This window comes from Wolbachia endosymbiont of Mansonella ozzardi (assembly GCF_020278625.1).
GTDB lineage: Bacteria > Pseudomonadota > Alphaproteobacteria > Rickettsiales > Anaplasmataceae > Wolbachia.
Window position 1 is genome coordinate 753 of record NZ_JADAKK010000008.1, and the last position, 13,231, is coordinate 13,983.

The following is a 13,231-nucleotide window of genomic DNA, read 5'->3' on the forward strand; positions in this document are numbered from 1 at the left end:
TTTTTTTTGTTTCTGCGTTAGCTGCTCGCGTGATATCCTTCTTGTAGACTTATGCTCGTATATGCATGATTTGGTATTGGCTATATATACAATGAAGATCCCTAAAAACACTTTGTAACGGATCAATTTCCGAGTATAAAGCAGAAATATCGCTGTAGTAACAAAATATGCTAATTAGTAACTTAATAAGGCAAGCTACTAAAAAGTGGGGAATAGTGAAAATACCACACGGTATATAGAGTATCTCTACCAATTTGAAAAGTTTAAGAACACATTAAACCTTACTTTATAACTAATAAAGCGAAATAGGATCTCATTTGAAATATATCGAGAGGGGTTGACGGATACGGAAGAAGGAGCATGTAAGATAATTCAACCCTCCAGTGTAAATAGGTACATTATTGTGCTGAGAAGGTCAAATCCGTACATTACAGTATATGAACTTTCACATATGGTTGAAAATGAGCTGAACTTAAGCTTAGAGCAGGAATTTCTCCATAAAGTCTATCAGGATATTGAGCAGAACCTAAAGCAAGCAAAGATTCTTATACAGAGAATTATCGGTCAAGTTATATTTAAGGAGATACAAGCTTATTAGACTGCAAAATCACGCGCGTCGGAATTATTTGCACGCTATCTTGAGCTATTTGATTGGGCTCAGGAGATTTATCCTAAAGATAAAGAGTACTTAATTCGCACTCAAAATTTAAACAGGGTATTTCTTGCTACTGACCAATGGAAAAAGAACTGCCTAGACCCACAAATAATGGACAGAATAGATAAGGAAATAAAGAAATACAGCAACAAAACTGCCATTCAAGACGTGACCAAAGTGCAAAGTAGCTGGACTGGTAAATTTTCTCCTGGAGGCAAAAAAATTAGCTCTATCTTTGGGGATGATGATTAACTTAGCAGAATATAGTTAACTTTCACGGCATTTTAAAGTATAGTTTTTATAATTAAAGCACTCGAACATACGTGAAAACTATCTTAGCTGTTGAAACAAGCTGCGATGAAACTGCTGCAGCAGTTGTAGATAGTGATAAGCAAGTCCTTGCCCATGAGATTCTTTCTCAAACAGAACACAAAAAACGCGGTGGGGTGATCCCCGAAATAGCTTCACGTGCTCATATGGAGCGTTTAAGTGATCTAATAAAAAGCGCTATAGAAAAATCTAACCTTAATTTTCGTGATCTGGATGCGATTGCAGCAACATCAGGACCAGGGCTCATAGGTGGATTAATAGTTGGCACAATGATGGCCAAAGCGATTGCACATGCAGCACAAAAACCATTCATTGCAGTTAATCATTTGGAAGCACATGCACTGGTTATTAGGTTACTATATGAAGTCAAATTTCCGTTTTTAGTCTTATTGATATCAGGCGGTCATTGCCAATTTTTAATCGCACAGGATGTGGGTAAATACATCAAACTTGGAGAAACACTAGACGATTCGTTGGGTGAAGCGTTTGATAAAGTTGCTAAGATGCTGGGTTTAAGCTATCCTGGAGGCCCACTAATTGAAAAATTAGCTGAAAAAGGTAATGGCACAAGATTTAAACTTCCAAGAACGATGAAAAAACGTCCTGGATGTGATCTTTCGTTTTCTGGAGTCAAAACAGCAGTAAAAAACTTAGTGCAAGAACTTGAAATGAGCGAGCAAGATGTGTGTAATGTATGCGCTTCATTTCAAGAGTGTATTAGCGATATATTACTCGATAGAGTCAAAAATGCGGTTATTATGGCTGCATCCTTAAATATCAAAATCAATGATTTTGTAATTACTGGCGGGGTTGCAGCAAATAATTTCCTGAGGGAAAAATTAAAGAAACACATAAACTTGAACGTGTTCTTTCCTCCAAGCAACCTATGTACAGACAATGCAGTAATGGTTGGGTGGACAGGCATCGAAAAATTACAGAAGAGTTATATGGATTCACTAAATTTTGCACCAAGGCCGAAGTGGGAATTGGAAAGTTGTTAAGGACTCTCCATTCTGAATTAGGTAGTAAAGAAAGCTATTTCTTTTGCCATTGTTTATATTTTCTATTTATATATATTAATATTTTACTATATCAACTTAAAGTCAGTAGCTGCTGTTAATATTTTTGCAATAAAAGTTGTATATGGTGCATGTAATCAAGTTAAAAGAAAGATTATGGAAATCACGCCATCGATAAAAAAGGAATTGAAGCAAAGTACGCTATACACCTGCTTAGAGAAGTGCAAAAGTGCATTTTGGTTCATTTTCTGGTTTAGTTCAGGAATCAACTTGTTAATGTTATTTCTGCCACTTTACACCTCTCAGGTGCTTGATCGGGTGATATCGAGTGAAAGCGTATCGACGCTAGTTATGCTGACAATCATCACTTTATCCGCGTTTGCGTGTTCTGCAATGCTCGAAACCTGTCGATATTTAGCCATGGCAAAGATTGGTGACTGGATTGACAAAACTGCAACACCAGATCTGATAGTAAGATCAATTAGGCTAACATCAGTGCAGAGCTCAACTTCCAGTGGTGAAGCAATACGAGATCTTGGAGTGATAAAAAACTTTATTACAGGAAATGGAATATTCTCACTATTTGATACCCCATGGTCATTAATTTACCTTATTGTGATATTCATGATACATACCTATACGGGGTTTATAGCTATTTCCGGAATCTTTATGTTAGTTTCTATGGCAATATGGAATGAACTTGCCACTAAACGCATATTGCAAGAAATTAACGAAGAAACTATATGGAATATCAATACTATAGATGTTGCAACAAGAAATGCAGAAGTGGTTGAAGCTATGGGTATGTCAGAATTTATAGTTTCTGATTGGTGCAAACGAAATGACCAGAACCGTGCAATGCAAATTAAAGCACAAAATCGCTCTAACGTAATTACTGGAATCACTAAGTTTCTGCGCTCGACTCTGCAAATATCGGTAATTGGAACAGGTGCATTACTTGCAATTACAGCCCATAAAACTGCCGGTAGCATCATCGCTGCCTCAATTTTAATGGGTAGAGTATTGGCTCCATTTGATGCAGCAGTTCATACTTGGAAATTTCTAAATCAGGCCAGAATGTCGTATGGCAGACTGCAAAGACTTATACTCATATCACCAAAAAGAGAACAAATTATGGCTCTACCAGAACCTAAAGGAAGACTGGAATTTGACAGAGTATTTTTTACTCCTTATGGGAGCAACAAACCAACAATAAAAGGGATATCATTTGTTATAGAGCCAGGAGATGTAGTGGGCGTTATTGGTGCAAGCGCTTCTGGTAAATCAACCATTGCAAAGTTAACCGTTGGTGTATGGAAACCCATATCTGGTGTAGTCAGGCTAGATGGCGCTGATGTATACACTTGGAATCGAGAAAATTTTGGTAATTATGTTGGTTACTTACCTCAGGATATTGAGTTATTTAATACCAGTGTCAAAGCCAATATTGCTCGCATGAGGTCAGACCCAAATCCTGAAGAAATAATCAAAGCAGCAAAAATTGCAGGAATACATGAATTAATACTGAGCTTACCAAATGGATATGATACAACGATAGGGAGTTTTGGAGTAACACTTTCTGGTGGGCAGAAACAATTGCTTGGCCTTGCAAGAGCTTTTTATGGAAACACAAAGCTTTTGGTGCTTGATGAGCCAAATGCCAACCTAGACAGTAGTGGAGAGGCATGCTTAATTAATGCAATTAACGTTGTAAGAAAGCAAAATACCACAACTATTATTATAACTCACAAACTACCGTTATTATCTGTGGTTGATAAAGTAATCCTCATGTCAGATGGCGTCATTTATGCTATGGGACCGAGAGATGAGATTTTAAGCAAATTGGTTGCTCCATCACCAAATGCTGCAGAAGGTGAATGTTCTTCAGTAAGTGGTTAGCTGTTTTTTTACACTACCTTATCCACCTAATTTTACCACTCCATTGAGCGGATACTATCAATGTAATAAAACAAGACCTTTTTAGTCAGTTCAAAATCTTCCAGAGTATCTCCTTCGCATCTCGCTGTAATGCAATCTTGTGTATTTGACACTCTAAGGAGCCACCAACCTTTATTATCTTTGTTGGTTACTTTAATACCATCAAGCTCTGAGAATGCAATATTTTGTTTCTTTAGCGTTTTCTTTATTGATTCAATTATTTGAGATTTTTTCTCGTCTCTAACTACAACCTTCACTTCATGAGTGATATATAATTTTGGTAAATCCTCAACCATCTCAGATAGACTTTGATTTTTCTTAAGTAAAACGTCAATAGCTTTAATAGCAGAATATAACCCGTCATCAAAACCTAGCTCAGAGAAGAAAAAATGCCCACTCAGTTCACCTGCAAATTTTGCCTCTTCCTCTACCATCTTTTTCTTAACTAGTGAATGTCCAGTAGCACATGCAATTACTCTTCCTCCTAATCCGCTGACAAAGTCGTGTACTTTCATGCTCATTTTTATATTAGCAATAACTTTGCTTCCTGGATATTCTTCCAATACTTCACGTGCAAAAATCATAAATAAATGGTCATTGGAAACAACATTGCCTTTATTATCAATTAAGCGTACCCTGTCGCCATCACCATCAAGTGCAATACCAAGATCACATTTATTTTCTCTTACAACATCAATCAATTGAAGGAGATTTTTCTCCTCTATGGGATCTGGGTCGTGCAGTGGAAATGTTCCATCTATAGAGTTATTGGTTACGATATGTACATGATCTGGCAAGATCTTTTCAATATACCTCGTAATTCCACTTGCTGGGCTATTGCCAAAATCCCAGGCTATTTTTAGCTTTTGTGTAGAGTTGTTCTTGAGCGCACCTTTTAATATGCAAATATACTCACTATATATATTTATGTTAATTGAGCTGCCAATTTTTGTACTGTTCTTAATCAGACTGCTTATAACTTCCTTTATTTCTTGATCTGAGTAAACTTTTTTACTGCTGAAAAATTTAAAGCCATTGTACTTGCTGGGGTTATGTGAAGCGGTGATCATAATGCCAAGATCAGCCTGCATGATTTGTGTTGCAGCATAGAGCATAGGTGAAGAGCATAGTCCAACGCGTGTAACACTTGCCCCAGATAGAGTTAAGCCCCTTATCAATTCTTTTTCTATACTCGGCGAATCCATTCTGCTGTCATAGCCTACACAAGCATTAGCTACAGTTTGGCCAAATTTTCTGCCTATCTCATATCCATCACTGATCTGCAGGTCTTTGCCTACTATACCTCTAATATCATATTTTCTTATGATAGCATTATCCATATTATCTATTAAATAGTAAATAACCTTTTAGTATACAGAGAGAATCCACAAATGCTCAATTTAATTTACGCTTCTGTTGATTAATTTTTAACTTAAAAATTTTAATGTTCTTATTATACTATTTAATAAATGAGACAAAGTAATGCTAGGGGAAAACGAAGATGTACTTATAGTTTAGAGTCAAAGTTTAGGTACAGGTGAAACAGTAAGAAGTAATGTGCCGGAGGCTATTAAAAACGGCAAAAATTTTCAGGAAGCTATAGAGAAACTAGAAAAAGAAAAATCAATCTGGTACCTTAATGGTCCTTCACACAAAGATAAGAACATCACAGAGCAGATAAATTTGAAATGGGAAAAGGAGTTCCAAGAATTCGAGCAATCAATAGAATCAACGTATGAAGAATTTGAATCATCTCTGCCAAATCAAAGTTTCTTAGCGTATTCAAAAAAGATAATGACTTCAACATTAGATTTGAAAATAAAGAAGAACCAATAAAAATCAGTGATATCTTAAAAGCTAGCAGTGAGGGTAAGGGTTATCACATATCCCTCGGAGAAAACAGTAAAATAACTGCACGCAGGAAAAAAGATAATGAGAGACACTATAACCTTGATGCTCCGGTTCATGTGAGATGATAATTAACTGGTAGGCTAAGGATTCTGAAGGTAATAGTATAAGTTGTAGCATGACTATAGAAGCGGGTTCCAATGGTATATAAAGAATGACTAGCGATTCAAAATTTTGTGGCTTAAAGTTCATAAACTCATTATCAGAGGAAGAGGGAAGTAAAATATTAAAGTTAGTTAGCAAAATAAAGAAGTTTTTATCAATGGAAAATCTCTTTGAAAGCTTTTTTGATATGGCCAAGAATATGGCAATCAGCTAATACAGGAGGATGAAACATTTATACGGATCCAACCTGAGTCACTACAATCGCTTATATGTAGCAGTGGATATTCTTCTCCTAGCACACCTTCTCCACATAGAGGTTCTTCTTCTAGTGCTAGTGAGTTTGGTGGTGAAGATGAAATATTTGAAAGTGATACGGTTGGTGGTAAAGAAGAGCGCAGACAGGAAGAAAATGAATTAGAAAGTAAAGGAATTAGAGAATAGAGTAAAAGAGTTAGAGAAAGAAAATGCTCACCTTAGGGAAAAAAGTGCAGAGTTAAAAGATCGTAATAAAAAAATAGTATAAGAAGGTGATGGAAGGGAAGGGAAATTAACCGAGAAAAAGCAAGCTTTTGAGGATAAAGTTAAAGAGCTCGAAACTAAATTGGCAAATAATGAGGAAGCAAATTAAAAGAGGCTTTCTGAACAGGACAGAGAAGTTGGACAGTTAAAACAGAGAATAGGTGAATTAGAGCAAGAATTGAAAGATAAAGGTAGCGAAATAGCAGATTTAAAATCTTAGTTAAAAGATAAAGAAAGCAAAGTCCAACCGACAGACAAAATCAACTAAGAGCTACAAAGGAAATTAGAGAAAAATAAATCTAAGCTAGGTACATTAAGTGAGAGAGAATGCAGAGCTGGAAAACAATCTGAGGAAAAAATCAGAAGATCTAGAAGACGGTAAAGAAAAGCAATTAGAAAAACAGTTGATGGAAGCAAAAAAGGAAAACGAGATATTGACTAAAAAGGTGAGTCAAATTATCCAAGGAATTGAATGAATTACAGGGAAAAAAAAGAGGCTTTAGAGAGAAAATTCAACAATCTGATGGAAAGTCTCTTGCAGCTGAAATAGAGTAGTTAAACAAGAAAAAAGATAAGAAAGTGAAGAATTTAGAGGAAGAAATTAAGCAGAAAGATGATAAGATACAGCAGATAATGAAAGAAAAAGAGGCATTAGAAGAAAAGTTTCAAGTGGAAATAGATAGCCTAGAATGTCAGCGTAGTGAGCAAGAAGACATTTTAACGCATGTATAAAGAGAGTTGTATTTTACCAAAGAGGATTTAAAGCAATTACAGAGCACATCAGAGCAAAAAGAAGTTGAAGCTAAAGTGCATGAAACACGAGACCAGGGTACACAAGCTGTGGATAAAAGCTCTAATAAAAAAATTAGTGGGTTAATACAAGAAAATAAGAATTTGACTAGAGATAAGCAAACTATATCTGAACAATAAAAACACAAAAGTAAGATAGACTGACGAGCTAAAGAAAAATTTAAAGCAATTACAAGAAGAAAACAAGTAACTAAAGCAAAAAGCTACTAAAAATGTAGGGCTTGATGTGTCGTCTTCAACAGATCAAAAAGAAACTAGAGAAATGGAAGTCCAAACTTACGTAAAAAAGGATGATTTTCGTGATTTATATGATAAAGAAGGCAAATATGTCAAAACATAGTTATCAGATCCAATCCCAACTTCTGCTGAAGTTGTAGAAGTAGAAATTCGACCACAAAGCATCATGGATCAGCATGTTCCAATTCCAGAAGATAAGCCGGAAAAGCTAACAGACCCGTTAAAACCTACTAAGGCAAGTACGGAATCATCAGATCTAAGCCTAACTCCTGCTGAGGATCCAGAAAAATCACGGCATAAAGCTTGATCTAGTGACATAACCTCTGCCAGTTGGGAATATCTCAGCGTCACTGCCATTAAGTTAAGGAAGGAATGGTCAAAAACTGAACCAAAAAAATTCAAAATAATTGAGAAATTGTGATAACTGCTAAAGCAAAAAAGGATAAATTTGAAAGTAGATAAACTCTGAAATGGGAACGTTTAAAAAAGTATGTCAAACCGAGAAGTAAAAATATAATAGAAATAAATAATGGAGTTTGACATGAATCAAAAAATAGAAAACAGAACAACCGAATTGGCAGATTATAAAGAACTGGAAGCAAATATACTGTCATCAATAATGGAAGTCGGACCGTTTTGACCGGAAGGAATGATGCATTAACACCATTGATAAAAAAGTTGCTGGAAGCAAGTCTGGAGAGTGAAATAGAAAATCACTTATCTGCCGAAGGCGAAGAAAATAATGGGAGAAATGGAAAGACCTTACATACAAGTGCAGGATCACTTGAGCTGTTAACGCCAAGAGATAAGAAGAGAAGCTTTTAAACCCCAAATAGTTAAAAAAAAAGCAGAAGAGCCTATATCCTGAACTTGAAGCAAAGGTCTTAAGTACATATGCCAGTGGCACGGGATACAGAGATATAGCATCACATGTAGAGGAAATTTATGACCATAAAATATCTGCAGCAGATGTTGCCTTTAAAACTCCGTCAATCTTTTTGAAACTTGAAATAACCTGCTATTATACACTTAGGCTGAAAATGATAAACATGCATACTAATAGATCTAAGAAATACAAAATAGCAGCGTTAATAGTTGCGGCAGGAGTAGGAAGTAGATGCAGTGACTCGATTCCTAAGCAGTATATAAAACTGGCAGGTAAACCTGCTTTATTTCATACAACCAAAAAACTTTTGACTAACCAATACATAGATTATGTAAGAGTAGTAATTAATAAAGATTATAAAGATTTCTATGAACGTTTTTATAAAGAAGTAATAGACTTCTTATGTAACTGTCATTTAAATGAAAAATCAGCGGAGAATCTCTTCCAGTACGTAAGGCAGGAATCGATAAGAAAAGAAAACATGGATCCAAGTAGCCAAGCTACTTGGATGACAGAAGGTGTAGATACTAAATTACTAAGTCCAATATACGGAGGAAAGAGTAGGCAAAGTTCAGTTAAGTTGGGACTTGAAAGCTTGCAAAAAATTAACCCAGATTTTGTTGTTATACACGATGCTTGTAGGCCCTTCGTATCAAATGCTCTGATAGATAACTTAGCTCAGTCTATGGTTGATGGTCAACATGCAGGAGTAGTGCCAGCAATAGAAGTCGAAGATACCATGTCATTGAAAAATGATAATTTTATCGAGTCCACGATTTCAAGAGAAAAACTCAGAGCTATACAAACTCCTCAAATTTTCAATTTCAAAGAATTATTGTTATGCCACCAATCAACCAAAGAATTCACTGATGATTCATCGCTAATGGTAGAACACAAAAAACATGTTGCGATTATTAAAGGTGAGAAAAGCAATTTTAAGTTAACCACGAAAGAGGATATTAATATGGCAAAGCTTCTTCTTGAAGAACAAAAATATCGTGTTGGCACTGGTTATGACATACACAAGTTCGTTAAGGTTCAAAGTAAGGCTGAAAACTTTATAAAAATTTGCGGTATAGAAGTTGAGCACAACATGGCAATAGAAGCGCATTCCGATGGTGATGTTGTAATACATGCAGTTGTCGACGCAATACTGGGAGCACTGGGATGTGGCGATATAGGAGAGCATTTCCCCCCTAGTTCCGCTGAGTGGAAAGATTGTGATTCGTCTTACTTTCTCAGCTTTGCTACTACAAAAGTAAAAGAAAAAGGATACCGTGTATCTAATTTAGATATTACTATAGTTTGTGAGGAGCCTAAAATATCGCCTTATAAAGCAGAAATGAAGAAATCTATATCAAAGACATTGGAGATTGATAGCGAATTTGTAAATATCAAAGCAACCACTGCAGAAAAGTTAGGTTCTATTGGCAGAAATGAAGGAATAGCAGCACATACCTCTGTATTACTATACAAGCGTTGCGTGCTGGGATGACACCATCATAAAGTGAAATGAGATGTATACTCAAATGCTCCGACCCAAAAAAATATTTATTGTTTAGTGAAAAAATCTTACTTAAGTTATATAAAGCATAGAATTATAGACTCAATATGTACCACATTCTAAAATACAAAGGTTATGAACCAAAAATAGACGAGAGCGCCTTCATCGCGAGTGGTTCGCACGTCATAGGTAAGGTTGAAGTGGGAAGAAATACGAGCATTTGGTTTAATTGTATAATCAGAGGAGATGTTGGATCAATCAAAATAGGTGACGAAACAAACATTCAAGATGGTACAGTAATTCACGTGAATAGAAACCCAGGTGGTGACACAATTATTGCCAGTATGGTAACGGTTGGGCATTTTTGTATGCTGCACACATGCACAGTGCATGACAAAGCATTTATTGGCATGGGCTCTACCGTAATGAACCATGCAATTGTGGAATCTGAAGCTATGGTAGCTGCAGGCTTGCTAGTAACGCATGGAAAAGTGATAAAAAGTGGAGAAATATGGGCTGGCAGGCGAGCAAAATTTTTCAAAAAAATGTCAAGTAAAGAAATTAATCATATTACACAATCAGCACAAAATTATGTTATGTTGATGAGGGAGTATAAAAACTAAAAGCAGGGAGTGTTAAATAAACCGTATCAAACCGCATTTTTAGTTTAACTCAATTTTCAGTCTGTCAGGGAAGAAAATGCCGAGTTGAGACATAGTCAATACCCAAGCATATACAGGCATAGTCCACTTTCCTCTGCCCTCTTTATAGAACAATATACCTATTTGTACAAGGTATTTGTGCTGGTAAATAAGCCCTTGGTTTTGGTAAATTTTCTGATTCGCCGATGTGGACCCTCAATAGGATTATTAGTATAAATTAGTCTACTAACCGGGCCAGAATATTCGAAATAACCAGATAAAATTTCTCAGTTATTCTGCCAAGATTTCACAGCCAATGGATATTTTTCTCCCCATTTTTTCTCCAATTCAAGTGAGTGTAGCCCTTTTTATGATAGTCAGGAATAATCAAAAAAACACAAAATCTACGACTTGACGAAAGGAGCTAAAAATAGGGATACTTTTCTTAACTCTATTTTTTATGGCAAATCATTGATACTCAATTTTATTAAAATCTAGCGAATAAGGAGGAAGATAAAGATTTTCAGCACCTACTTCCTCAGCGAGGTTATTGATTTTGTTAGCTTTATGGAAAGCAGCATTATCAAGAATTACAGTTTGGCCAGGCTTCAAAATTAGAGTCAAAAACTGTTCAAAAAAAGGAGAGGAATTCATTCAGAAAGAAACTGAGAGGATTCTAAGACTTATTAAACCAGATGTTTTGCCATCTGAGTCTACGTATCAGTGCAAGTCGGGCAACCGGTTGATGCCCCAAGCGATGCAGACAATTGAACCTCCTCTTGATAAGGAAGATGCTCAATCGTAAGAGAAGTATAAACTGCAAGCATCACGTAGTTGGAGGGCTAGGCTAAGTGGCATGGTGAACGTAAGTGAAGCTTAATAAGTATCGTAACGATTAAAGAGCTAAAGATGCTGATAAGTTCTGACCAAAAGGCAATGTGATGAGTTACATTTCTCATTTCTGGATGTACGCAAATAATAATTCCACCGGTATAGAGAAGCCACCTAACCCACTATTGTATAACTGGAGGAACAGGATAAGCCTATATTTCTGCCTAAATGGCAAGCAAACTGCAAGGAATGCTAATGGATATATAATGGAGAAAGCGAATGCCATTTTGTAACAAAATGGATAGAATTTGCAACATTAATTCGCATGAAAACGAGCAGACTTCCATTCGGTCCCTCGTGACAAGAAGCTTTGTCAACCACTTAAGATAGGAAAGCAGATGATTACAAGTAAAACTGTAAGTGCACCTATCAACAGCTCTGAAACATAGAACCAATTATCATAGAATAAATGCTAAGAAGTTGTTGCGAGTCTACGAATACTTATTGTTAAAGCTGTTTAACAAGAAAGATGGGGTTAAGGTAAAGGCTTTACAGCATCTTCTCACACACTCCTTTAGCAGCAAAGCTTTAGCTGTTATAAAGAGTAACTGAAAACAAGGGAAAAACGCAGCAGATGTAGATTGTCAACTATGGTCAACTTGCAATGCCAAATTTCAGGGAATAGAACAGTTAAAACAAAGAGGATATAAACCTTCTCTGCTAAAACGAATTTGCATTAGTAAGTCTAACGGCAAAAAAAGACCTCTTGGAATCCCCGCGATAAAAGATAGAGCCATACAAGTGTTATATCTGCTTGCATTGGAACCGGTAGCTGAAACAATCGGCGACCGTCACTCCTACGGCTTTAGACCTAAAAGATCCTGCGCAGGCGCTATTGCTGCTCGTCACTTATTACTAGCAAGGCGCAATCGACCACAATGGATACTCGAAGGTGATATCAAAGGGTGTTTTGATAACATTAACCATGAATGGTTTATTAAGCATATTCCTATGGAGAAGAGAGTTCTTCGTAGCTAGTTAAAGGCTGGATTCCTAGAATCAGAAACCTTATATCCCACAACTGCAGTATCCCGCGAGGCGGTATAATTTCTCCAGTACTAGCTAATTTTACCTTGGATGGTATTGAAAAGTTATTAGAAAGTCACTTTGGTAAACTAGGTAGCAAGAAAGAAATAAAATCGGAAATGGAGTAATTTTTCAGATATGCGGATGACTTTATTATCTCGGGAAACACACGTGGAGTACTAGAAAATGAGGTCAAGCCATTAGTATCATCTTTCCTCCTTTATGAGAGAGGTCTAGCTCTGTCAGAAGAGAAGACAAAGATTACATTTATTACAAAAGGGTCTGACTTTCTTGGCTGTAATATACGTGGATATGATAAAAAATTAACTATTACGCCTGCAAAGAAAAATATTAAGAAATTTAAAAAAACTTATATATTAATAAAAGCAAATATAGGCAGTTCGTAAGCTGTAGTAACCAAATCACTCAATCCTTTATTAAGAGGATGGGGAAACTATTACCATTATGGGTGTGCCAAAAGAGCATTCAGCAAGATCTACAATGAAATTTGGTATAGTTTATGGAAATGGGCAAAGAAGAGACATCCCAGTAAAGGATTACGTTGAATAAAGAATCGTTACTTTAAAGTAATGGATCATTGCCAATGGGTTTTCGCTACATCTGTATGCAAGGACAGGTCAAAAGAAATAAGGTCTATGAGCTTACTCAAACTAAGCGATATTTCTATTAGACAACATACTAAAATCAGGGCGAATGCAAATCCACTTGACTTAAAAATGGAAAAAGTATTTTGATAAAAGA

The 13,231-nt window shown here is 36.1% G+C and carries 12 protein-coding genes and 5 pseudogenes; 13 read left to right on the forward strand and 4 right to left on the reverse strand.

Going from position 1 to position 13,231, the window contains the following annotated elements:
* The first annotated feature begins 167 nt into the window (after positions 1–167).
* The 3 genes and pseudogenes from IHO40_RS06240 (at position 168) to IHO40_RS01325 (ending at position 3,903) form a co-directional block, all read left to right on the forward strand.
* Positions 168–907 (forward strand): annotated as a pseudogene (locus tag IHO40_RS06240) (WD_0702 family putative metalloprotease).
* 71 nt (positions 908–978) lie between these two features.
* Positions 979–1,986 (forward strand): tRNA (adenosine(37)-N6)-threonylcarbamoyltransferase complex transferase subunit TsaD, encoded by a 1,008-nt coding sequence (gene tsaD, locus IHO40_RS01320; protein WP_225536398.1) that lies wholly within the window; start codon positions 979–981, stop codon positions 1,984–1,986.
* 174 nt (positions 1,987–2,160) lie between these two features.
* A complete protein-coding gene (locus IHO40_RS01325) occupies positions 2,161–3,903 on the forward strand; it encodes a type I secretion system permease/ATPase (RefSeq protein ID WP_225536399.1) in 1,743 nt (580 codons plus the stop codon).
* Between the two features lie 32 nt (positions 3,904–3,935).
* Here the strand turns inward: IHO40_RS01325 and IHO40_RS01330 are convergent, their stop codons facing one another.
* Positions 3,936–5,282 (reverse strand): phosphomannomutase/phosphoglucomutase, encoded by a 1,347-nt coding sequence (locus IHO40_RS01330; protein ID WP_225536400.1) that lies wholly within the window; start codon positions 5,280–5,282, stop codon positions 3,936–3,938.
* Between the two features lie 217 nt (positions 5,283–5,499).
* Here IHO40_RS01330 and IHO40_RS01335 point away from each other — a divergent pair, with 217 nt between their 5' ends.
* From IHO40_RS01335 to IHO40_RS01350, 4 genes are all read left to right on the forward strand, one after another.
* Positions 5,500–5,778, forward strand: a complete 279-nt coding sequence (locus tag IHO40_RS01335; protein ID WP_225536401.1) for a hypothetical protein — start codon at positions 5,500–5,502, stop codon at positions 5,776–5,778.
* Positions 5,779–6,004: 226 nt separating this feature from the next.
* On the forward strand, positions 6,005–6,169 hold the full coding sequence (locus tag IHO40_RS01340) for a hypothetical protein (RefSeq protein WP_225536402.1): 165 nt from the start codon (positions 6,005–6,007) through the stop codon (positions 6,167–6,169).
* Between the two features lie 622 nt (positions 6,170–6,791).
* Positions 6,792–6,950: a hypothetical protein gene (locus IHO40_RS01345; protein WP_225536403.1), complete on the forward strand. Its 159-nt coding sequence runs from the start codon at positions 6,792–6,794 to the stop codon at positions 6,948–6,950.
* Positions 6,951–7,053: 103 nt separating this feature from the next.
* The gene (locus tag IHO40_RS01350; RefSeq protein ID WP_225536404.1) at positions 7,054–7,206 is read left to right on the forward strand and encodes a hypothetical protein; all 153 of its coding nucleotides are present in this window, start codon (positions 7,054–7,056) and stop codon (positions 7,204–7,206) included.
* A gap of 486 nt (positions 7,207–7,692) precedes the next feature.
* Here IHO40_RS01350 and IHO40_RS01355 read toward each other — a convergent pair whose 3' ends face one another.
* A complete protein-coding gene (locus IHO40_RS01355; RefSeq protein WP_225536405.1) occupies positions 7,693–7,839 on the reverse strand; it encodes a hypothetical protein in 147 nt (48 codons plus the stop codon).
* 223 nt (positions 7,840–8,062) lie between these two features.
* Between IHO40_RS01355 and IHO40_RS01360 the strand changes: the two are divergent.
* The 3 genes and pseudogenes from IHO40_RS01360 to IHO40_RS01370 form a co-directional block, all read left to right on the forward strand.
* Positions 8,063–8,516 (forward strand): annotated as a pseudogene (locus IHO40_RS01360) (transposase); the annotation flags it as partial.
* A 45-nt stretch (positions 8,517–8,561) separates the two neighbouring features.
* Positions 8,562–9,902, forward strand: a complete 1,341-nt coding sequence (gene ispF, locus IHO40_RS01365; protein ID WP_225536420.1) for a 2-C-methyl-D-erythritol 2,4-cyclodiphosphate synthase — start codon at positions 8,562–8,564, stop codon at positions 9,900–9,902.
* A gap of 116 nt (positions 9,903–10,018) precedes the next feature.
* Positions 10,019–10,534 (forward strand): gamma carbonic anhydrase family protein, encoded by a 516-nt coding sequence (locus tag IHO40_RS01370; RefSeq protein WP_225536406.1) that lies wholly within the window; start codon positions 10,019–10,021, stop codon positions 10,532–10,534.
* Between the two features lie 39 nt (positions 10,535–10,573).
* Here the strand turns inward: IHO40_RS01370 and IHO40_RS01375 are convergent.
* Together IHO40_RS01375 and IHO40_RS01380 are read right to left on the reverse strand one after the other, a co-directional pair.
* A pseudogene (locus IHO40_RS01375) lies at positions 10,574–10,905 on the reverse strand (transposase); the annotation flags it as partial.
* Positions 10,906–10,939: 34 nt separating this feature from the next.
* Positions 10,940–11,191, reverse strand: a pseudogene (locus IHO40_RS01380) (transposase); the annotation flags it as partial.
* Here IHO40_RS01380 and IHO40_RS01385 point away from each other — a divergent pair.
* The 3 genes and pseudogenes from IHO40_RS01385 to IHO40_RS05750 form a co-directional block, all read left to right on the forward strand.
* Positions 11,109–11,357: a hypothetical protein gene (locus IHO40_RS01385; protein ID WP_225536422.1), complete on the forward strand. Its 249-nt coding sequence runs from the start codon at positions 11,109–11,111 to the stop codon at positions 11,355–11,357. The pseudogene IHO40_RS01380 and the gene IHO40_RS01385 sit on opposite strands and share 83 nt — an antisense overlap.
* Positions 11,358–12,178: 821 nt before the next feature.
* Positions 12,179–12,421 carry a reverse transcriptase domain-containing protein gene (locus tag IHO40_RS01390; protein WP_368666750.1) on the forward strand — a complete coding sequence of 81 codons (243 nt, stop codon included), beginning with the start codon at positions 12,179–12,181 and terminating at the stop codon, positions 12,419–12,421.
* A 524-nt stretch (positions 12,422–12,945) separates the two neighbouring features.
* A pseudogene (locus IHO40_RS05750) lies at positions 12,946–13,035 on the forward strand (group II intron maturase-specific domain-containing protein); the annotation flags it as partial.
* Between the last annotated feature and the right edge of the window lie 196 nt (positions 13,036–13,231).